The sequence below is a fragment of the Ancrocorticia populi genome (assembly GCF_003123745.1).
Lineage (GTDB): Bacteria > Actinomycetota > Actinomycetes > Actinomycetales > Actinomycetaceae > Ancrocorticia > Ancrocorticia populi.
Genome location: NZ_QETB01000004.1, coordinates 192,745 through 212,291, shown reverse-complemented (window position 1 = coordinate 212,291; position 19,547 = coordinate 192,745). Strand labels below are relative to the sequence as shown.

Sequence of the window (19,547 nt, the reverse complement as noted above, 5' to 3'; positions counted from 1 at the left end):
TGTGCTTGTTGGCAAGCCATACGACAACGCGAGCGGCTAGAGTTACGCAAGTACAAACTGACAGAGGAGCGAGAAATGGCCCGTGTTACGCTAGCTGACGTCGCAGATGCCGTGGGAGTCAGTGCGAAAAGCGTCTCCAATGTTGTTAACGGTACGGGCTGGGTAGGCGAAGAAACGCGGAAGAGAATTCTGGCTGCCATCGACGAATTGGGTTATCGTCCCAACCTTGCCGCCCGACAGTTGCGAGGGGGGACCAGTGGTGTACTGGCCCTTGCGATTCCAGACTTACGGGAGCCCTACTTTGCGGAGTTCGTTTCACGATTCGTGACGGCAGCGCAGGAACGGGCCCTCAACGCACTTATCGTACAGACGGGTGGCGAACGAACCGCAGAAAAGCGGGCAATTGAGGGTGAGGGCCTTCCCGCACTTGACGGTGTTGTTGTAAGCCCTCTCCAGCTAACCTCCCAAGACATTCGCCAGCACCGAGGAAAGACCCCACTCATTCTTGTGGGGGAACATGGACAGGAAATCTCCGAGCCACCCGCAGTACACATTGGTGCGGACAACGGTGCAGCGGCACGGGCGGCTACCTCCTGTCTTTTGAAGAATGGGAGAAAACGAGTGGGCGTGATAGGTGTCCAGGAGGAAGGGTCAAAGGCCACGTCTCGCCAGCGTTTTCAGGGGTACCAGAGCGCTCTCGAGGAAGCGGGAATACCGTTCGAAACGGCGCTTGTTGGAAATGTTACCGACTTTAATCGTTCCGAAGGAGCGCGTGCCACAGAAGGCTTGCTGAAGCGGGGAGCTGACTTTGACGGTCTCTTTTGCTTCAATGACACATTGGCACTTGGCGCACTTCACGTTCTGGCTGCAAATGGCATCAGCGTTCCTGACGCCGTTGAGATCATCGGATTTGACGATATTGATGAGGGACGGTTCGCCACGCCGCCCCTATCCACAGTCAACCTCGGCATATCAGACGCGGCGGATATCATCCTAGATATCGTGGAGGGGCATCGGGAGATTGACAGTGGGCACGTGACCGTTCCCTTCAGCGTGGTCCGGCGTTCCACTACGCGCTAGACGGTCCGGTGTACGCAGGGTGCAAAGGGTGTTCGCACGGGATGAGTGCCACGTCTACGCCTTGATCCCGCCGGTAGATGGTCCTGAATGAGGGCAAGTGTTATCCAGTGCGTGCGGGAAAACAAAAGAAGCCCCCGCGATGTAGAAGCTACGCGAGGGCTTGTGGCTCCGACCGGCGTCGATCCGGTGACCTTTCGATTTTCAGTCGAACGCTCTACCAACTGAGCTACAGAGCCATCTGGATTGATGTCCAGAGAGACAAAAGGCCGGTTTCCCGGCCAATTATCCGCGACCCCGACGGGACTTGAACCCGCGACCTCCGCCGTGACAGGGCGGCGCGCTAACCAACTGCGCTACGGGGCCAATACTTTGAGGTATTGACCTCTGGCTCCACAGGATGGAACCTGTACCCCCAACCGGGTTCGAACCGGTGTCGCCGCCGTGAAAGGGCGGTGTCCTAGACCACTAGACGATGGGGGCCTTGCGGACGAACCGCGTTCCTAACGTCTCCGCTTGGTGGAACTCCTAAAGCTTAGACCGTGTTGCTCGGCTCTGTCGAATCGAGATCGTGTGGACTGGATCACCGGCGCGGTAACCGAATAACGGTCGCATTTTGGCCAGCTTTCCACAGGGCGAACAGATTGCCATCCCCAAACATCGGGGTCCTGCTTTAGCCTTGAAGTATGGGGAATGTATGGGCAGCGCTAAGGGTCTTGGCTGATAGTGATTCAACGGATGGTGTGGACACTGATGAAGTTGTCAGCGCAACGGTGGACGTTGTGACCGTCTTGCTTGGAGTAGGTATCGGCATAGCGGTAGGTGTGCTGATCGCGGTGATCATCCAACTCATTTCCCGGTTCGCCTTGCGTAAGCACTCCTTTATGCGCGAAACAGTGCATTCGGCCGCTAATTCCCTCGAGTTTGTGTTGGGTGTAGGGGGCGCTTGGATTGGGATGCGCATAGCGTGGCCGGAGAATTCGGGCACGGAAGGAACGCGCTGGCGTGCGTTGGCTGATCATGGGCTACAGATTCTGTTTATCCTCGCAGTCACATGGTTTGTGGCACGTGCGTTTACTAGCGTCGAGGCCACGATGCTCAACGGGATGAAGCGGAGGGGAGATTCGCGGTACCTGCGCAAACAGACGCAGCTGGAGATTCTCCACAGGATCCTCATCGTAGTAGTGTGGATGTTTGGTATCAGTGCCATTCTCTTGACGTTCTCTTGGGGCAAGACGCTGGGTAGTGCCCTCTTTACCTCCGCCGGCTTGTTCTCTGTGGTTGTTGGTATTGCTGCCCAGTCAACGCTGGGTAATGTGTTTGCCGGGCTTCAGCTCGCGTTCTCGGATTCGATCCGCATGGGCGATATCGTGGTGTGGCAAGAGGACTTCACTACGGTTGAGGAGATCACGCTTACCTATGTTGTCCTCAAGTCGTGGGACGGGCGCCGTTTAATCGTCCCTTCAAAAGAGATGGTGGGCAGCACGTTCGAGAACTGGACGCGGCGTTCGCCAAAGCTCCTCGGCAAGGTTGAGTTCGATGTTGACTGGAAGGTCCCGATCGACGGTATGCGCAAGCAGCTGAACGTGCTCCTCAAACACACGAACCTGTGGGATGGCGAGACGGGAATTCTCCAAGTCACTGACACCGCGGGCGGGCGGATTCAGCTAGCTGCCCTAGTATCCGGCAGCAATTCGGCGGAAGTTTCCGATCTGAAGCTGTACATCCGCGAAGAGATGGTCAAATGGCTTCAGCGTCAGGCCGAAGCGTCCGAAGGTGGGGAAGAGTCCGTAGAAACAGAAGATTCGGGAGATTCTGGGGATTCCAGTGGTCTCGTTGATCCAAATGGTAACGTCCTTCATTCTGGCGACGACGACGTACGCAAACCCTCCGATACCTTTGAAACAGCGACTGTCGGCCCAACTGTGGAAGATGTGACGGCAACACAGGTGATCGATGTATCGGATATGCCTCTGCTGTATCCGGCCCGCGTCCCCGTTGAGGAAAGGGAAACGTCTGATTCTGCGGAGGAGGAAGATACAGAGACTCACACCACTGGCCATCAATCAGCGATGTTCACCGGTTCCGAATCCGCGGAGAAGCGTGCGGAGGAGTTTTCCGGGCCGGGTGAAGAGGCCTACCACGAGCGCGATGCTGCATATGAACGGAAGCTGGCGGAAGAGACTCAGGTAATGTCGCTTGACGATATAGCGGACGGTGAGGCAGAAGGAACCGACGCTGATAGTACTGCGGCCGAGAGCGCAGAAACCCCGGCAGAGACCGAGGTCACCAAGACCTCGGTCATGGAGCCAGTTCAGACTGACGATGCGGCCGAAAATACTACCCAGATGGAGCAGGATCCCGGTAAGGGGTGAGCTGCCTCCCTTGTATAAAGGTGTGTCCGTGGAGGACTATGAGAAGGTGAGTGACAAACCAATGCTTCCCCAGAGCGAAGAAGAATGGCGTAAGGTCCTCCAGCCGGAGGAGTTTCAGGTGCTGCGCGAGGCAGGTACGGAGCGTCCGTTTACCGGAGAGCTCTTAGACGAATCGCGTGAAGGCATCTATCGCTGCAAAGCATGCGGGGCCGAGTTATTCCGCTCGGAAACGAAGTTTGATGCCGGTTGCGGCTGGCCCAGCTTTTACGATCCGGCGGAATCGGATGCGGTGGAAACTGATGTGGATTACAAACTCGGCTACGCGCGGGTCGAGGTACGGTGCGCCACCTGCCATTCGCATCTTGGCCACGTGTTCCCGGACGCTCCCCAAACACCAACAGGCCAGCGCTACTGCATGAATTCGGTGTCTCTCACGTTCGATCCGGAGATAGATACGGCCCACAAGTAAGATGCGGGTAGCGACCTTCAATCTTCAAAGTGGACAACCAAATGGCCTTAGCCCTCACGGGGGTACCGGCCAGCTGACAACCGACGAGGCAACGATGGCGGCCGCTGCCAAGATGGTGGAGCTTGACCCGGATATCGTCTGCCTTCAGGAAGTACGTGGATATCAGGGCCTGACGTTTGTCCACGGTTCTAGCGCGCGTTGGAGTGAAACTGCGCTAGCGCAGCGTCTCTACACTCCGCATAGTGTGCGAACTGAGAAGCGCTACGGGATTGTCATGTACTCGATGCTGGGTGTGGAGGCATCCTGGATCTGGCGGCTGCCCAGCTGGCACTCACCGATACGCCAAACGCCTAACGGCATGCGGTTTCGGTTCGAGGAGCAGCGCCGCGCGATTGTTGCGCTGGTCCGGGAGAACGGCCAGCCAGTATTTGTGTGCGGCACACATCTTGCCCCAACGGCCGGGCTGGGTATCCGCCAGCTTCATTGGCTCGAGGAACGCCTCGATAACCTAGCTCGGAGCACAAAGATGCCCCGAGCACCCCGCCTGATTATGGGCGATCTCAACATAAGGTCGGAGGTGCTCCGTGGCGAAACCCGTTATACGGTACTCGGAGAAGGGGATACTTTTCCCAGCGATTCGCCGCGCACTCAAATCGACCATGTGATCGGGCAAGGATTGAAAGTGCACGGCAGTCAGGCTGTGCTCATGCCAGTATCGGATCACCGCGCGCTGATCTCGGAGATTGAGCCAGAGGCTGGGAATGATCCGGGGGCGCGGCCCCGGCGATGAACAAGTGGCGTGGTGAGCAATGCTCATCGTTGGTGGAGGTACACGATGGGCGACGTTATTGTTGCGTTTTGGTCACTCATCGCAGTGATGATCGTTGGCTACCTATTAGCGCGGTATAACGTAACGCGCCCGGGAGCTGACAAGGCCCTTACGCGCATCTGCTTTGCTGGCGCAATGCCGGCGATGCTTTTCAACACGGTGGCAAGCTCGGATCCTGCCGAAGTGTTTTCGGCGGGTGCGGCGGCCAACGTTCTGGGGGCCGTGATTCTGACCACGACCTATGCGATTGTTGCCCGCTACGTATTCAAGTTGCGTGGGGGTGAAGTGACGATTGGGGCACTCTGCGCGTCCTATACAAACGCGGGCAACCTTGGTGTGGCCTTCTTGGTGGCAGTGGCCGGGGACGCCGCCGCATCAGCGCCCATCATGGTGTTCCAGCTGTGCGTGATGGTTCCCATTGCCTTCGCGATTCTTGACCGGCAGACGGGAGTGAAGGGCAGGAGCTGGATCAAGACGCTGCTTGCCCCATTTCTCAATCCACCCGTCATTGGAGTTCTGCTTGGCCTGATCGTGGCGCTCACGGGTGTTCGCGTGCCAGCCCTCGTGGCCGCGCCCGTGGACGTAATGGCGAACGCCGCGATTCCCATGATTCTTCTTGCTATGGGCATCTCCTGGCGCGGATCCCACATCCCGAAGATCGGGCGCGAATCGGCGCCGCTGTTCTTCGCCGTGTTCCTCAGGTGTATCGCGGGCCCCATTGTGGCGTTTGGTCTGGGAACAGCCTTTGGAATGGAAGGCGCCTCCCTCATGGCCGTCACGATTGCCGGAGGTTTCCCCGTGGCCAACAACGTGTTTACGTACGCACACCGCTACAACGTTGGTATCGAGCTGGCCCGGGACGCCAACATTTTGTCCACACTGGCCAGCCTAGTCATCACTTTATTCATCGCATTCCTTTTCCATATGTGAGGCAACAATGTCAGATGCGGTTAGTCCGCAATCGCAGAGCGGGAGGGCCAGTATCTGGGCCCCCATGCTCATGCTCGGATCGGGGATCTCCCAATACGTTGGCGCATCCTTCGCCGTGGGGCTTTTCGCTGTGGCCCCCGCGATCTCGGTGGGCTGGGGACGTATCGCTGCGGCCGCGATTATCATGCTGGTTTGGCGCCGCGCCCTTCCGCGCCGTCCCGACGGCAGTTTCGATTGGCATATGTTGGGGCGTGCGGCGCTGTTCGGCATAGTTCTGGGCGGGATGAATCTCAACTTCTACATGGCAATTGACAGGATCCCGCTGGGTACCGCCGTGTCCATCGAGTACATCGGGCCGGTACTTTTGGCTGCACTGACTGGCCGCGGTTGGCGGGTTCGGACTGGTATCACGCTTGCCGCACTTGGTGTTTTTCTCATCTCTTGGGCCGGCGTGGATATGTCGGATCCAAGCGTTGCCGCGGGCGTGGGCTTTGTTCTGCTCGCTGGCCTTTTCTGGGCACTGTATATCTGGATCGGCCGGAAGGTGGCCATCGGTGGGCGCGGACTCGATTCCCTGTCGTGGGCCATGATGGTGGCCGGACTGGTCTACATCCCGCTTGGCGCCCCAGGCATCGGCCCGATCGTCTCGGATTGGAAGCTGCTCCTCGCGCTCTTCGCCGTGGGAACTCTTTCCTCCGCCCTCCCGTACGGCATCGATCAAATCGTCATGCGCAAGATCCCTGCTCCCACGATGGCTCTGCTCACCTCACTGCTCCCGGTCACTAGCCTGTTAGTTGGACTTGTCATGCTCCAACAAATCCCCAACTGGGCGGAGGTGACGGGACTAATTCTCGTCTCGATCGCAGTGGCACTGGCCACCTCCCACACTCAAGAAGAAGCCGAGGCGTGACCGGCGCCATTACCTGACTGTTGGAGCCTTGGTCCACAATGGTAAGCATGCATGGTGAATACAAGGTTCCTGATGGCAAGCTCGTTGTAATCGATTGTGACGTCAAGGAAGGCGTCCTTACTAACGTCCAGCTCTCGGGAGATTTCTTCTTGGAGCCCGATGAATCCCTGGCGCGCATTGTGAGTGCCGTTGAGGGTGCCCCCGCCGATTCCACGTCCAGCCAGCTTGCTGAACGGATTGAGCATGCCGTGCTCCCCACGGACGTCCTGTTCGGCATCACGCCAGAAGCCGTTGGTGTGGCCGTGCGCCGTGCGCTTGGCCTAGCAATGAGCTGGGACGATATTGATTTCGAGGTCATCCACGGCCCGACGGTTCATCCGATGCTCAACGTGGCGATGGATGAAACTCTGCCGGCAGAAGTGGCCGCGGGCCGCCGCAAGCCCTTCATGCGTATCTGGGAGTGGAATGCCCCTCAGGTGGTCATCGGCTCCTTCCAGTCCTATCAGAATGAGATTGATCAGGAAGGCGTGGATTTGCATGGCATCACCGTTTCTCGCCGAGTAACTGGTGGAGGTGCGATGTTCATGGAGCCGGGCAACTGTGTCACGTATTCGCTGGTGGTTCCCACGGCATTGGTTGACGGCCTGAGCTTCGCCCAGTCCTATCCTTTCCTCGATCAGTGGGTTTTGGAGGCACTGGAAAAGGTAGGCGTGCACGCGCGCTATGTCCCGCTCAACGATATCGCCTCTGAGGTAGGAAAAATCGGAGGCGCGGCGCAGAAGCGCTGGGCCAATGGCTACATGGTTCACCACGTGACGATGTCCTACGATATCGATGCCAACAAGATGATGGACGTACTGCGCATCGGTGGCGAAAAGATCCGTGATAAGGGCCTGCGGAGCGCGGTTAAGCGTGTGGATCCGATGCGTAGCCAGACGGGTATGGCCCGCGAGGATATCCTCGATGTGTTCATCAACCACTTCGCAGAAAAGTATGGGGCTACCCCCGGAGAGATTACCGAGGCGGATCTGGCCGTTGCGGAGGAACGTTGCGAAACGAAGTTTGCCACGAAAGAGTGGGTGCACCGCCTACCGTAGTTTTATTGGCGACGACGAACTGGCGGCCGTCGTCGTTTCAATAAAAACTGGCTCAAAGCTGAAACGGTTGCACACAAGTGTGAGCGGACATACATTCGAGAGTGTAAGAACGCACTGACACAGGAGGAATCTCATGGCGAACGAAGATAATAAGTTCGATCAGTTCACTGGCAAGGCGAAGGAAGCTGCCGGAAAGGTTTCCGGCGATAAGGACCTAGAGGCCGAGGGCAAGGTGCAGGGCGCCGAGGGCAAGGCCAAGGAATTCGTTGATGACGCGAAGGCTGGCGTGAAGGCGGTCAAGGATCGCGTCGACGAAGAAATTGACAAGCGCCGCAAGTAGGGCGAACAGCTAAAGCAATCAGGTGGGGATCTCGCGGTGGGGTCCCCACTTTTTTGGTAGGCCCACTGGGATTCGAACCCAGAACCAGCGGATTAAAAGTTATATCCGTCCGGTAGATGGCGACTAGGGTTTGGGCTGTTTGGGGCGTAATATCAACACTTATTGCTCTTGTTGTTTCGCGTCAATTCGGACCTATTCTCGACCTCCTGTGCACCAGAAGTGCACCGTGAGAAGCGGATCCTGACAGTCGTGTAAACATAACACTAATAACAGACATAACACCTTCTGACGGGTGTCATGTTCAAAGCAACGATGTTCAAGGGGCGGGGATACTATCCACTCCCTCCTCAGTCGATGCCCTGAGAACATTACCCGCGCCGGTAGAGTTTTTCGGTGATCGCAGAAGAACCCTTTTCGTTGGCGTCACCGAAAACTATGGCGGCAGTGCCAAAGTTAATTTTGCGGGATCGCGCAAAGTATCACACCTGTGATAGAACCTCGCTGTATGGCTTCGGCTCAGGGGCAGGACGATTCGCAGGGCGTTCTTTCCCGTCTGCGCCGACTGTCTTGTCCAACTTCCTAATTTGGGAAGTCGATTCGAGTTCATCGCGGACTGTCCGGACTGTATTGTCGCTAACCCCTACCTCTCGCGCGATTGCCCGCGTAGACATGCCGAAGGGCACTCTCTAAAGGCAATGAAAGAGAGTGCCCTTCGTGGGTAGGTGGGCGGCGTCCGGCTGACGACGGCGAACCACGTCCGCCCACCGGTCTATGGTCTACAAGGCGCGTTTCCTGTACCTGTTGAGGATGAAGGTTTCTGCGAGGATCCAGCCTTTGAAAGAGGTTTGGAAGGACTCGGAGAAGGGGCCTGTAGATTGTTTGTATTGTAGTTGGGTTGGGTTGGCTACGAGGCGGGCGGTGGCGGTCGTAATGACTGCTGCTAGCTCCTCGTTTGGTTCCCCGTCCTGAAAGCCTTGACCGCGCGTATATGCGCGTGCCATAGCAGTGATGATGGGGAGGGACTGGTCTGCTAAAGCGATTGTTTCAGCGTCGTCAGATCGTCCCATGAACGCGGCAATATCTTCACCTGTGACCATTGGTTCACCGCCTTAGTAGCGCCGGGTGTACCGGCTGGTCATTTTCCCGCCGGGTCCGGCTCGCTACCGGCTCCGAGAACAACAACGCCTTCGGGGCGGAGTAGGCCCAGGTCGTAGCGGGCGGTGACTCGGATTGCCTGTTCGTCGTATTCGGCGTACCGCTGGTCAAGGATCTTCACGGTCGGGTTGGTATCGCGGGCAACGGCGACTTCGGCCATGTTGGCAAGGACAGCGGTCCCAGCTGTGAGCTTGTTGGTGGCGGTGACGGGGATCCCGAACAGGCGGTACGTGGTCCCAGAGGTAATATCCGACTCTAGGATGTATTTGCCGTTGTTGTCCTTGATCTTGCGGACGTTGATGAAGTCCTCACCGGAGATGAACCACCGGTTGGGGGTGACCTCGGCGGCAGAGGCGAGCGCGATCGCGTCGAGGAAACTGTCTGGCTCGGCCGCGTCGAGGATCCCGTGCTGTACACCGGGCTGGTTGATGATGCCGGTTACGGATCCGCCTGTGCCGTCACCTGTCAGGAAAGCATCATCGAGCTTGCGTGCCACATCGTTGACAAGGCGGGCCTTCAGGGTCGCATCAATCCCAATAGTGGATTGGCGCAGAAGCTCGTTGGTGAACCTGATCAGAGTCTTAACACTCTTACGGTCGGTGGGCATCAGCTTGACTTCATCGAACTGGACATCGTGCTCGGGGATCAGTTCGCCTTCACCGATCCAGCCCGGCTCACTAGAGCCTACGAGCTTGGGGATCCGCAACGGGGAGGCGGTGTCGAAAATACGGGGGCCAGCCGCGAGCACGACGCTCTCGGCTTCCAGTGGTTCTACGAGAAGGGAGCTGACCTGCTCGGCGAGTAGTTCCTTGTTGTCTTGGGTGGTTTCTACCATGATTATTGTCCTATTCAAACTAGAAGAGTTTTCGTCTTTGGTTTCCTCTAGTCGCCCGGACAACGGGAAGGGAGCCAGCACCCGGCCAACTCCCTCCCAGTATATACCCCTAGGGGGTATCTGTCCTAGTTGTATCCAGCGGTTTTCACCGCATAGTGGCAGCCCTTTTTCTGTCCGTCATAGGGGTTAGCCCATCGGGAGATTTCCCCATCCACGTTGTACTTGACGCCGCGAATGGTCACCTTGTCCGATGCGGTGATGGGGCAGTCGTAGGTGTCGTACACGTCGAAGCCATGCACATAAGTCACGCTGTTATAGTCGAACGCTTCGGGTTTAACACGAGGTGCCACCATACAATTGGGCCGGTCCACGTCCTCATTCCGGTAGATGGGGTCATTACTGGAAGTTTTTCTGCCCGTGTCCACCCTGATATGCAGGGTCACGGTCTCGCCTCGATAATGTGGCATCAGGAATCATCCCGAACAATGGTTGACACTGCTTCGGCCTTGATCGTGTAGACCTGCTCACTGTCCTTGAAGAACGTGAAGTAACCACTGTCGAGACGGTAGTTGTCGGCCTCGATTGTTGCTTGGATCTTGTTGGTGCGGTCTTTATTGAGGATGTACTTTGCCATTTTCTTCTCTCTTTCTATGCGTTGGCGCGGAGGATACCGGCCAGATCCACCATGTTTGTGGTGGAGGTTTGTCCTTGCCCGATGCTGCCTGTGGGGCGGCGTGCACCTAAATGTGGTTTGGCCTTGAGGAGATCATCGATCGCCTGTTCAAGGGCCTCGGGATCGTCGAGGTGGGCCGCGTCGTATGGCAGGTCTGTGGGGTCCTGGAGCCGTCCTGTGGCCGCTGTGAGGGCCGTGTGGAGCCGCTGTGCAAGCACGTCAGACTGTCCAGCCCGCCGCCTGTATTTGGCGTTCTCATCACGTAGCTTCTCCACATATTCACGAGGAAAAGAATCCGGCTCGGGGGGATCCGTCTGCGTGCCCTCGTTTTCGGGGTCAACCCCATTAACCTCAGCCTCGGGGGTTGCGTCAGCATTACTGACGGAATCATCAAGGGTGTCCGTAGTAGTGACGTCCTGCTGTTCTTCGATTGTGGTTTCCTGTGTCATCGCTTTACTCCATTTCTGTTGAGGAATTTGCTATACGGGACCGACAGCTCACGGTCCGCGAAGGTTGGTAGTGGGCTACAGCCGCAACCCTTGTGCGTTTGCATCGGGTAATCCTTGGGCCAGATCCGCCCATCGGCATACAGCCATTGACAGAGTTCGCACGCGCCCGGCTCCAACTGGGGCACCCAGCCTTTGACTTTCCCGTTGGTTCTGATGCCCTCAGAGAAGGACCGTGCCGCACTATCCAACGGCTCCGAGTTCCCCAGCCGGGCCAGTTGCATGAGAGTGTCTTGATCGGCCGCGAGGATCGTCCCGATAGCCTTCTCCAGCCGTGCCAGCTCTGCCGTGGTTACTGTGGCAGACTGTGCCACCGGGACAGTTGGGATCCCGGTCGCGATCTCCACATAGCCATTGAGAGCGGCCTGTGCGGCAGCCCGTCCCTGCTCGTTCGCCAGATACACAACCTGGGCGGCAATCTGGGCGAAGTCTGCTTGTGGCAGTTCCCCGCGCTGCACGGATTCCCAGAGCTGTTCAAGGATCGTTGCCGTGCTCTTCCCGAGCCGTTGAACCGTGTCCTGATAGGTGCTCATGAGAGAAGTCCTTGCAGGTCAGTGCCAGCGTTATCAAGGGCCTCAGCCCGGCGCGCGGTACGGATAGCCTCGATCTCATCATCCGAATATCCCAGACGCGCCAGAGCCTCACTAGCCGGGAGAAGCCCAGCCTGATACAGCTTCACCGTGGCGTCGGCCTCTTGAGCGACAGAGCGGGTTGTAGTATCCGCCCACTCGATACGCACATCCACATTCTCGGGGTCCTGTCCGGTACGGATCGCCACCATCAACCGGGCCACGTCCTCCCATGCCCGGCCGAACTGTGCACACCGGGCACTCGCCCTCGCGGACAAGCTGGCCTCGGCGGCGCGCATAGAATCCGCGTTCGGCGGGTTCGAGGTCAACGTGGGCAGATAGTGGGAAGGCAACCCAGACACCGCCATAATCTGGGACGTGAGCACGCGCACCGACGACTCATAAGAGGAGAGGTCCGCCGCTGGCAACTGTCCGAACTTCGTATCCGGGGACTCACTAATCATCGCCCGGTTCGAGTTCGGGATCGGATTAATCGCGTTACCCTCTTCGTCCTCTTCCAACTCCAACCCAGTCGCCCACCGGCGCGGCCTAGCGTAATACTCAGAGCTGACCATCATGTCGGCCAGCACCTTGTTCAGGGCGTCCACCAGAGGCAGTAGATCCTCCATCTCCGAGACGCCATCATCAAGCAACCTATCCGAGTTCCTGAGCGCCACCACCGGGACCATGCCCAGCGGATTAGGGATCGTCTCGGCCACATGGAACTGGGAGCCAGTCACGCCACCCGTATGGTCCGCCCTGTAATGGATAATCTCATCCGGGCCATACAGCACCGCCTCAGTTGTCTTATCGGTCTCCCAGCGTTTCACAGCGGCCGTGATACGGCGTGTGCCCGGATCCCTGACCACCGCTACCTGACGGGCACTCTCAACGGACACGGTAGGATTACCGGCCTCATCAGCCCACACGATCACATACGAGGATCCCAAAGTCAGCGCCTCACGGTGAGCCACAACAGAGAGTTGGTCCATGTCGTTACCGATCCAATCAGCCCACACCTCAGACGCCGGGGAACCGTCCTTGCTAAAGCCGATCACGCGCAGCCGCTCCGTCAAAGACGTGACCGCAAGCCTCGGGATATTCACCGCCATGCGGGTCATGCGGTCGCCCAGATCCTCCCTCGACTCAGGGCTAAGGAACGCCATCGGTTGGCGTCCCGCATAATACCTATCCAGCTGGGCGAACCGTCCAGCCGGGGCATCCAATTTCTGTAATAGTTCCGTCAACATCGTGTTTCTCCTTATCGTTTGAAACTAGCCACTTTGCGGCCAGCCTTCTTGCTATGGAACGCGCTCCGATCAAGCGCCACGATCGCAGCCACCGCCGCATCGATCTTGCGGGGCGAGTTCCGTTTGTCCTTCGTGATCAGATCCCCCACCGTGGAGGACTTTGCTACGGCATGAGAGAAGTGGTTCGCCATGGATTGATTGCCGTCATGAGTCAGCTCCTTATTCACCACGGCCTGATACATCCGGTCAGTTGCCGGTCCCATACGTTGAGCCTGAGCCGTGTTCCACATCAGGACGCGCTTCTCCCCAAACTCTTGAGCGAGTTCTTCCAGCTCGGTACGCCATCCCCACGGGTCCGCTGCCAGCTCCACCACGTTGTAGTGGTTGAACATGTAGCGAATCTGGTCGATCACTTCACGGCGGGGTACACGCCAACGTGGATCGTGCGGGTTCTCCCACAGCCCAGCCACAAACACGTGAGGTTGCTTTTCCACCGTGCAGCCAATCAGAGCCGTCGAATCCCCACTAGCGGAGCCATCAAAGCCAAGGACAATTTTCTGTTTCGGATCCACAACCACCTCAGGGGCAGCCAGATCCTCCCAAGCACCGAACGGCAGCCACGAGTCAATACCCTTCGCCCACTGTCCAAGCCGCAACTGACGGAACACCGGTTCCCGGATCGTCTTGCGCACCGCCTCGATCGCATCCTCAGCCAGAAACGGATCCTCATCCGCCAAAGCCGGGTTCGCGATCCTCCACGCATCCCTATCGGTCACCTCACAGCCCTCGGGGGCGGCCCATTCACGCAGATAGAACTGGGCATCCTCATCCTCCCGGCCATGCTTCACAAGCCGCCACATCAGCGAATCTTCACTAGCGGCCGGGGTACTAATCGCAAGGGTTAAACTCTCGGGACGCTTACCCGCTGCCGTCACAGCCGCACTCCACACATCCTCAGTAACCACATGAAGCTCGTCCACGATCAAAAGCGAAGGATCATAGCCCTGCAAAGCCCCATATTCAGCAGGTAACGGGACTAGCGTGCTATCCGTCTCCGGGACATATATCCGGTCACTGAAAATATGGGTACGATCCGCCAGCTCCGGGTTCAGCTCCACCATGCGCTTCGCCAGCTTGAACGTGATATTGGCCTGACGTTGATCAGAGGCCACCACAAGCACCTCAGCGGACATGGGTCCAACAAACAATTCAGCTAATCCCAGCATCGCAGCGATCGCAGTTTTTCCGTTTGCCCTTGGGATAGAGATAAGCGCCGTACGGATCCCCGGAGCAAACGCGCCGGTAATGATCTCCTTCTGAAACGCCCGCAAATTAACCGGCTTACCCGCACCATGCCCACGAGGCGTAACCAGATATTCCTTGATAAACCGGATCCGACGCCTAGCCCGATCCCTCGGCCAACCCTTAAACGAGAGAGGATCCGCCTTGATAGCTGCTTTAGGTCCAGCCATCAGTCATCCACCTCCTTTACACAGGTAGTTGAAACTTGAAGTAATTGAGATTTTGCCTGCCACGGGGGCGAAACAGCAGAATCTTTTCCGCCTATCCCCCCAGGTATGTGGTGGGTGATGTGTTCTCCACGTGCCGAACCGCGAGCACGATTACATTCACCGCACACCACGTCCACATCCTGTAAACGCACGGGCAAACCCTTGTCGTAGCGTTCCCACGCGATAGGTAGGTGATCGCATTGAAGGTCCTCGGTGGCTCCACAATCACTACAGAACGGTTGGAGTTTCCTTGCACGCTTGGAGAGCTTGTGCCACGCATAGGTCCGGTAGGCGTCGTCTCGTTGACGTGGAGGACGGGCAGAAGCAGGGATCCGATGCTCGGGACACCTGACGCCTTCACACGGAGCACCACACACCAGACACGAAGACAGAAGCTGACTCATGACGCTTGCCTCTCTGTGTTAGGTGTTATGTCTGTTATGTTTGTTATGTTTGGGACGTAGACACCTCGGCCGCTCTTGCTGATCGAGCCGCGTTTATAGAGGCGTGAGAGGTTGGTGCTGGCTGTCTCATCGCTCCATCCCATGAAGGTGGCAACGTCAGAGCGCTTCACGCCTTCGGGATGATCGTTGATGTACTGAATGAGTTTTGCGTTGCCATCACCTAGATTGCTTGTCTCATGGTGCTTGCGTGCTGCTTCGGCTGACTCTTCGAGGTCATCACCGATCAGCTCCCAGACTCCGTTATCTCCCATTGTGAGGGCGTACTGTCCTTCCATCGCGTCGCGTGCGGTGACGTTGAGAAGAGCATCGCCAGAGTTGCGGTCACGGCGGAGCGTGAGGATTGTGTCTACTGCGCCGGTTAGGCCTTGGGTGCCTGAGACTTCCTGTACGAAGTCATCGGCGGCACCCTTGCGGGTATGGTGCACCACTATCATTGAGGCCCCGGGGTAGCGGTCAATCATTTCTTTCATGACGCCTAACTGGGCGTAGTCTTTTTGGTAGGCGTCGTTGCCGCTGTAGACGTCGCGGACTTTGCCTAGGGTGTCCAGAATGATTAACGGCTTGCGGTATTTCCTGAGGAAGCTGTCTAGTGTGGTGAGCAGGTCTGACTTGAGTTCGGTTAGGAAGAACAGGTTAGGGTCTCCCGCGCCTCGAATGGATCCGAGTCTGTTTTGTAGCCGTCGCGGTCCATCTTCTAGTGCCATGTAGAGGACGGGGCGACGATCCACGGGGATTACTCCAAACGCATGGTTGCCTTCGGAGCATGCCTTGGCGAGTCCGAGCACCATCCATGATTTCCCTATCTTTGGTGGGGCAGCGAGAAGGGCTAGGCCTTCGGGAACGATTCCGGGCACTGCGTACTCAAGAGGAGGGAACTGCTGCTTGAACAACCATTCTGATGAGAACATCCCATCGAGTGGGCTAGATAGTTTCAACGGTTCGAATTGTTGGAGTGTGTGCCCGGCCATGATGTGATCGGCGGCGTCTTTCAATCCTTCGGCGGGCGCGACTGCTTCAACTTGTCCAGCGCAGAGCCGTTCAAGTTTCGGGGTGAGTCCTTTGGCGCGTTCTATACCGGCTTTGTCGTTGTCGGCAACAACAAAGACTTGGGCGGCATCAGCTAGTGGAGTGTAGTCGGCCTTGTTCCATGACTGTGCGCCTTGCGGGGAGGTGGTGGCGCAGACTCCGAGAGTGCGGAGCGTGTCAGCGTCTTTCTCTCCTTCACACACATAGATCGGTGCACCGGCCTTCACGGCTTCGCGTACTTCATCAAGGCGGTAGAGGGGTACTGTCTCTTTGTCGAGTACTTTTTGGTTGAACTGTTTTGCCGGGCTGCGTGTGACCGTGCGTGCAAGGTCCCCGGCGATGTCGTAATACTCGTACCGGTTGCCTTGCTTCGGGTTGTCGAAGAGGTCTGCCCACCCTAGGCCGATTGCGTCAAGGAAGAGTTCTTCCTCATCTGCGAATGACTTGATAAGGGTTTGCCCAGCTATGCCCGTGACGTGAACGGATAGGTCAGATTCGGAGTGCCCAGGGCCTTGGCAGAGGAATGAGTCTCGCCGCTCGGGTTTGATATTGAGGCCTTGATTCTCTACTGCGCGTCGTACCCGTTCAAACGCGGTGAGGCCGTCTGTGGGGTTAGCGTTCAAGGTTGCCTTCTTCCCATTCGAGGATGTCGGCCATGCGGTAGCGGACGTGTTTGCCGATTTTGATTCGGCGGGGGCCTGTGCCTTGGCTGTTCCACGTGTAGATGGTGGCGAGTGGTACTTGGTATCGCTCGGCCAGTCCTTCCGTGGTGAGAATGGTTTGTGTTTCTGTTTTCGTGGCCATGACTTTCCCCTTCTTCATCCCAAGTGATTGAGTGCTGACAACCCACAATCACCATGATCGAGTTCAGCATAACTCCCTCAGGGTGATTGCGCAATGACCGTAGGCAATCACGCTGATCGAGGATTGTCAGGAATCAATCAGTGGCATAGTGTTGAGGCATGTACACCATCGAAGAGGTGAGGACGGACTCACGCAGTAAGCCTTTTGCTGTAATTGAAGGCATTGAAGTTGACGTCCCGTGCACGGTAATAGGCACGGTTGTGGAAGAGGGTCGAGATTTAGATTTTGAGGCTGAGTTAGATTTAGTGGGCGACAAGAACCTTATTCGCACGACGTCAGTGAGGGTCCGTGCTCAGGACGGTGGAGAGATAAGTTCGACCGATCTCCGGTTAATTCCGACGTCATCAATACCCTTGATGGCGTTGACCGGAGATATAGAGGAAAAGTTGGGTGTTCGCCTCCAAGATTTCGACACCGAAGATCTCGACCTATTGAAGGCGATGGGGCCTGTGCCTGATTCCCTCAAACGGGTTGCCCGTTCATATAAGTTGGCCAACACCATAGGTTTAGCACCCTCGTGGTTTGTTCAGGTTTCCCTGAAACTTCCGCCCGCTACGGCTACGCGCTGGATCCGTAAGGCGCGTGAGAAGGGTTTCCTTGATGGCGAAGGTAAGTAAGCGGGTCCGTGACGGTAAGGTCACGTGGCTTGTGCGGTGGCGTGATCCTGACGCTAAACAGCGTTCGAAGTCGTTCAAGAAGAAGAGTGACGCTGATAGGTACCGGACATCTATAGAAGCCAGCTTGAACACTGGGAGCTATGTGGATCCCGCTAGTGGGCGTATCAAACTGGGCGAGTGGGCTGATCCGTGGGTGAAGTCGCAAGTGCAGTTGAAGCCGTCCACTCGGGCACGATATGAGGGCCTGCTCAAGGTCCAGATTCTCCCCACCTGGGCTAATGTGCCGTTGAATAAAGTGATGTTCGCGGATGTGGGGGAGTGGGTGCGTGGATTATCGGAGTCTGGTCTGTCTCCCGCTACGGTTCGGCAAGCTCATCGGGTTATGTCGTTGATGCTTGATGATGCGGTGCTCGCTGGGAAGATTGCTCATAATCCGGCGAAGAGGGTTGCGCTGCCTCGTGTGGGCGAGAGGGAGAAGCACTACCTGTCTAGCGAGGAATTGGAGCGGTTGGCGGGCCAGTGTGGGGCCGATGCGCTGGTGGTGCTCGTGCTGGGATATTGCGGCCTACGGTTTGGGGAGCTTGCAGCGTTGCGAGTCGGCAGGGTGGATCTTGAGAAGTGTCGCCTGACGGTCGCGGAGTCAACCACTGAGATTAGTGGGCGGCTCGTGACAGGTACACCTAAGACTCACCAGATCCGAACAGTCCCGATCCTGAGGTCTATCGCTAATGAACTTGCCACCCATATGGAAGGGAAGTCTGACGATGACCTTGTGTTCACTTCGCCTAATGGTGGGCCGTTGAGGTTACGGAATTTCCGTCGCCGTTGTTTTGATGATGCTGTCAAGAAACTCAAGCTTGGGATTACGCCTCATGATCTTCGGCATACGGCCGCATCGTTGGCGGTGAGCGCCGGGGCGAACGTGAAAGCGGTTCAGAGGATGCTTGGGCATAAGAGCGCCGCCATGACGCTAGATATATACGCGGACCTGTTTGACGATGACCTTGATTCGGTGGCGGAGAAGATGGAAGCGGCTCGGGCTGATGTGCACCGAAAGTGCACCGGCCTTGAGCGAGTGAATCTTGATGATGTGGTGGATCCGCTAGATGTAGCGGGTTTGGATGGTAGGCCCACTGGGATTCGAACCCAGAACCAGCGGATTAAAAGTCCGATGCTCTGCCGTTGAGCTATAGGCCCTTGCCGAACCCTGCATGATGCGGAGGCTCAGCGCTACCATGATACGCGCCGCGGGTGGCCGCGTCACATTGGTACGGCGTGACCTTGCGCCTAATGGTGGGCGGCTATCCGAGCGGGATCCGTCAGGGTATTCACGTGTAGGTGATTTGGTGGAAGTTTCCCATTAGTACGTGATCTGCGAGACAATAGGGAAAGCACTGAAGGAGGTTGCCATGAGCAGAACACCACGGCGTCCGGCCCAGCTAGACGCGGAACAGATTGAAGCCATCGAAGGCGATTCGGATGTGGCCTACAACTCCGAGTTGGCCCACACCTCAGCTCAGGCACTTGTGCCGCTTGGCCAAGCCCGGGCGGAGCAAGATCTTGAGGCGGTCAAGCGCATTATCGCGCTCGTGGACGATGAAGGGGTAGACGTTCTTGCGGAGTCATGGGTCAAATCTCCCGAGGACACACTGCCGGGCATCCTCTGGCGAGGCTACCTTTTGCGGGAGTGGATACGGCGCAATGGGCGCGCGGTATCTGATCGCTTTGAAAAAGTTGTTGACCTCATGAAGTCTCAGGGCGCGGACGGTGAGCTGAAGGTGTCCATGACTCCCAAGCCGGGCACCGTACTTCAAGAGTGGAACACTGTGCTGGCGGGAACATTTGAGGGCGCCTTCGAGGATGTCCTGACGGACTCGGCCCGGATCACGAATTTCCTCGGGGAAGTTAAGGCCGAATGGATTGAATCTGACGAGGACCAGTTGGCAACGGCGGTCACGCGGCGTGATCGGGCCATGCTCACAACTTCGGCGGAGTTTAGGCACGCGGCTGCCCTGGCATCCGAGGGGCTTCTGGAGTAGCGGCGAAAGGC

The 19,547-nt window shown here is 57.4% G+C and carries 20 protein-coding genes, 4 tRNA genes and 1 pseudogene; 11 read left to right on the top strand and 14 right to left on the bottom strand.

The genetic code is table 11. The annotated features are described in order from the left end of the window. Positions 1–75 precede the first annotated feature (75 nt). A complete protein-coding gene (locus tag DD236_RS08115; RefSeq protein WP_109093873.1) occupies positions 76–1,080 on the top strand; it encodes a LacI family DNA-binding transcriptional regulator in 1,005 nt (334 codons plus the stop codon). A gap of 163 nt (positions 1,081–1,243) precedes the next feature. On the opposite strand, the gene DD236_RS08110 is transcribed toward DD236_RS08115, so the two are convergent. From DD236_RS08110 to DD236_RS08100, 3 genes are all read right to left on the bottom strand, one after another. Continuing rightward, positions 1,244–1,316, bottom strand: a tRNA-Phe gene (locus DD236_RS08110). Positions 1,317–1,369: 53 nt separating this feature from the next. Next, positions 1,370–1,443 (bottom strand) — tRNA-Asp (locus DD236_RS08105). Positions 1,444–1,487: 44 nt separating this feature from the next. Then, positions 1,488–1,560: transfer RNA gene (locus DD236_RS08100), tRNA-Glu, on the bottom strand. Positions 1,561–1,763: 203 nt separating this feature from the next. Here DD236_RS08100 and DD236_RS08095 point away from each other — a divergent pair. The 7 genes from DD236_RS08095 to DD236_RS08065 all read left to right on the top strand — a co-directional run bounded on the left by DD236_RS08095 (position 1,764) and on the right by DD236_RS08065 (position 8,027). After that, on the top strand, positions 1,764–3,452 hold the full coding sequence (locus DD236_RS08095; protein ID WP_109093872.1) for a mechanosensitive ion channel family protein: 1,689 nt from the start codon (positions 1,764–1,766) through the stop codon (positions 3,450–3,452). 61 nt (positions 3,453–3,513) lie between these two features. Continuing rightward, a complete protein-coding gene (msrB, locus tag DD236_RS08090; RefSeq protein WP_207785774.1) occupies positions 3,514–3,921 on the top strand; it encodes a peptide-methionine (R)-S-oxide reductase MsrB in 408 nt (135 codons plus the stop codon). A gap of 1 nt (position 3,922) precedes the next feature. Next, positions 3,923–4,711: an endonuclease/exonuclease/phosphatase family protein gene (locus DD236_RS08085; protein ID WP_109093870.1), complete on the top strand. Its 789-nt coding sequence runs from the start codon at positions 3,923–3,925 to the stop codon at positions 4,709–4,711. A gap of 45 nt (positions 4,712–4,756) precedes the next feature. Beyond that, positions 4,757–5,680 carry an AEC family transporter gene (locus DD236_RS08080; RefSeq protein WP_109093869.1) on the top strand — a complete coding sequence of 308 codons (924 nt, stop codon included), beginning with the start codon at positions 4,757–4,759 and terminating at the stop codon, positions 5,678–5,680. Between the two features lie 7 nt (positions 5,681–5,687). Further along, on the top strand, positions 5,688–6,590 hold the full coding sequence (locus DD236_RS08075; RefSeq protein WP_207785753.1) for an EamA family transporter: 903 nt from the start codon (positions 5,688–5,690) through the stop codon (positions 6,588–6,590). Positions 6,591–6,637: 47 nt separating this feature from the next. Continuing rightward, a complete protein-coding gene (lplAB, locus tag DD236_RS08070; protein ID WP_109093868.1) occupies positions 6,638–7,687 on the top strand; it encodes a lipoate-protein ligase LplAB in 1,050 nt (349 codons plus the stop codon). A 133-nt stretch (positions 7,688–7,820) separates the two neighbouring features. After that, entirely contained in the window at positions 7,821–8,027 is a 207-nt protein-coding gene (locus DD236_RS08065; RefSeq protein WP_109093867.1) for a CsbD family protein, read from the top strand. Positions 8,028–8,803: 776 nt separating this feature from the next. Here DD236_RS08065 and DD236_RS08060 read toward each other — a convergent pair. The 10 genes from DD236_RS08060 to DD236_RS08015 all read right to left on the bottom strand — a co-directional run bounded on the left by DD236_RS08060 (position 8,804) and on the right by DD236_RS08015 (position 16,820). Next, on the bottom strand, positions 8,804–9,124 hold the full coding sequence (locus tag DD236_RS08060; protein WP_109093866.1) for a hypothetical protein: 321 nt from the start codon (positions 9,122–9,124) through the stop codon (positions 8,804–8,806). 38 nt (positions 9,125–9,162) lie between these two features. Further along, positions 9,163–10,017 carry a phage major capsid protein gene (locus DD236_RS08055; protein WP_207785752.1) on the bottom strand — a complete coding sequence of 285 codons (855 nt, stop codon included), beginning with the start codon at positions 10,015–10,017 and terminating at the stop codon, positions 9,163–9,165. A gap of 125 nt (positions 10,018–10,142) precedes the next feature. Further along, the gene (locus tag DD236_RS08050) at positions 10,143–10,460 is read right to left on the bottom strand and encodes a hypothetical protein (protein ID WP_133246082.1); all 318 of its coding nucleotides are present in this window, start codon (positions 10,458–10,460) and stop codon (positions 10,143–10,145) included. A gap of 23 nt (positions 10,461–10,483) precedes the next feature. Then, the gene (locus tag DD236_RS12065; protein WP_165819863.1) at positions 10,484–10,651 is read right to left on the bottom strand and encodes a hypothetical protein; all 168 of its coding nucleotides are present in this window, start codon (positions 10,649–10,651) and stop codon (positions 10,484–10,486) included. A 14-nt stretch (positions 10,652–10,665) separates the two neighbouring features. Then, entirely contained in the window at positions 10,666–11,139 is a 474-nt protein-coding gene (locus DD236_RS08045; protein WP_109093864.1) for a hypothetical protein, read from the bottom strand. After that, entirely contained in the window at positions 11,136–11,729 is a 594-nt protein-coding gene (locus DD236_RS08040) for a VG15 protein (RefSeq protein ID WP_109093863.1), read from the bottom strand. Before DD236_RS08040 ends, DD236_RS08045 begins: the two co-directional genes overlap by 4 nt. Then, entirely contained in the window at positions 11,726–13,015 is a 1,290-nt protein-coding gene (locus tag DD236_RS08035; RefSeq protein ID WP_109093862.1) for a phage portal protein, read from the bottom strand. Before DD236_RS08035 ends, DD236_RS08040 begins: the two co-directional genes overlap by 4 nt. Positions 13,016–13,026: 11 nt before the next feature. Further along, a complete protein-coding gene (locus DD236_RS08030; RefSeq protein ID WP_207785751.1) occupies positions 13,027–14,487 on the bottom strand; it encodes a terminase large subunit domain-containing protein in 1,461 nt (486 codons plus the stop codon). 439 nt (positions 14,488–14,926) lie between these two features. Continuing rightward, positions 14,927–16,639: an AAA family ATPase gene (locus DD236_RS08020; protein WP_109093860.1), complete on the bottom strand. Its 1,713-nt coding sequence runs from the start codon at positions 16,637–16,639 to the stop codon at positions 14,927–14,929. After that, positions 16,629–16,820, bottom strand: a complete 192-nt coding sequence (locus DD236_RS08015) for a helix-turn-helix transcriptional regulator (protein ID WP_109093859.1) — start codon at positions 16,818–16,820, stop codon at positions 16,629–16,631. Before DD236_RS08015 ends, DD236_RS08020 begins: the two co-directional genes overlap by 11 nt. A gap of 158 nt (positions 16,821–16,978) precedes the next feature. On the opposite strand from DD236_RS08015, the gene DD236_RS08010 reads away from it, so the two are divergent. Then, positions 16,979–17,497 (top strand): hypothetical protein, encoded by a 519-nt coding sequence (locus DD236_RS08010; protein ID WP_109093858.1) that lies wholly within the window; start codon positions 16,979–16,981, stop codon positions 17,495–17,497. Next, positions 17,481–18,479: pseudogene (locus DD236_RS12460) on the top strand (tyrosine-type recombinase/integrase); the annotation flags it as partial. The gene DD236_RS08010 and the pseudogene DD236_RS12460, both read left to right, overlap by 17 nt. Before the next feature lie 140 nt (positions 18,480–18,619). On the opposite strand, the gene DD236_RS08000 reads toward DD236_RS12460, so the two are convergent. After that, positions 18,620–18,694 (bottom strand) — tRNA-Lys (locus DD236_RS08000). Between the two features lie 212 nt (positions 18,695–18,906). Between DD236_RS08000 and DD236_RS07995 the strand changes: the two genes are divergently transcribed. Beyond that, a complete protein-coding gene (locus tag DD236_RS07995; protein ID WP_109093857.1) occupies positions 18,907–19,536 on the top strand; it encodes a hypothetical protein in 630 nt (209 codons plus the stop codon). Positions 19,537–19,547 lie beyond the last annotated feature (11 nt).

Coding starts and splice junctions, on each gene's coding strand:
- DD236_RS08045 (WP_109093864.1), bottom strand. CDS start 11,139: ATGACACAGGAAACCACAATCGAAGAACAGCAGGACGTCACTACTACG.
- lplAB (WP_109093868.1), top strand. CDS start 6,638: ATGCATGGTGAATACAAGGTTCCTGATGGCAAGCTCGTTGTAATCGAT.
- DD236_RS08115 (WP_109093873.1), top strand. CDS start 76: ATGGCCCGTGTTACGCTAGCTGACGTCGCAGATGCCGTGGGAGTCAGT.
- DD236_RS07995 (WP_109093857.1), top strand. CDS start 18,907: ATGAGCAGAACACCACGGCGTCCGGCCCAGCTAGACGCGGAACAGATT.
- DD236_RS08085 (WP_109093870.1), top strand. CDS start 3,923: ATGCGGGTAGCGACCTTCAATCTTCAAAGTGGACAACCAAATGGCCTT.
- DD236_RS08055 (WP_207785752.1), bottom strand. CDS start 10,017: ATGGTAGAAACCACCCAAGACAACAAGGAACTACTCGCCGAGCAGGTC.
- DD236_RS08040 (WP_109093863.1), bottom strand. CDS start 11,729: ATGAGCACCTATCAGGACACGGTTCAACGGCTCGGGAAGAGCACGGCA.
- DD236_RS08030 (WP_207785751.1), bottom strand. CDS start 14,487: ATGGCTGGACCTAAAGCAGCTATCAAGGCGGATCCTCTCTCGTTTAAG.
- DD236_RS08015 (WP_109093859.1), bottom strand. CDS start 16,820: ATGGCCACGAAAACAGAAACACAAACCATTCTCACCACGGAAGGACTG.
- DD236_RS08035 (WP_109093862.1), bottom strand. CDS start 13,015: ATGTTGACGGAACTATTACAGAAATTGGATGCCCCGGCTGGACGGTTC.
- DD236_RS08060 (WP_109093866.1), bottom strand. CDS start 9,124: ATGGTCACAGGTGAAGATATTGCCGCGTTCATGGGACGATCTGACGAC.
- DD236_RS08075 (WP_207785753.1), top strand. CDS start 5,688: ATGTCAGATGCGGTTAGTCCGCAATCGCAGAGCGGGAGGGCCAGTATC.
- DD236_RS12065 (WP_165819863.1), bottom strand. CDS start 10,651: ATGGCAAAGTACATCCTCAATAAAGACCGCACCAACAAGATCCAAGCA.
- DD236_RS08095 (WP_109093872.1), top strand. CDS start 1,764: ATGGGGAATGTATGGGCAGCGCTAAGGGTCTTGGCTGATAGTGATTCA.
- msrB (WP_207785774.1), top strand. CDS start 3,514: ATGCTTCCCCAGAGCGAAGAAGAATGGCGTAAGGTCCTCCAGCCGGAG.
- DD236_RS08065 (WP_109093867.1), top strand. CDS start 7,821: ATGGCGAACGAAGATAATAAGTTCGATCAGTTCACTGGCAAGGCGAAG.
- DD236_RS08080 (WP_109093869.1), top strand. CDS start 4,757: ATGGGCGACGTTATTGTTGCGTTTTGGTCACTCATCGCAGTGATGATC.
- DD236_RS08010 (WP_109093858.1), top strand. CDS start 16,979: ATGTACACCATCGAAGAGGTGAGGACGGACTCACGCAGTAAGCCTTTT.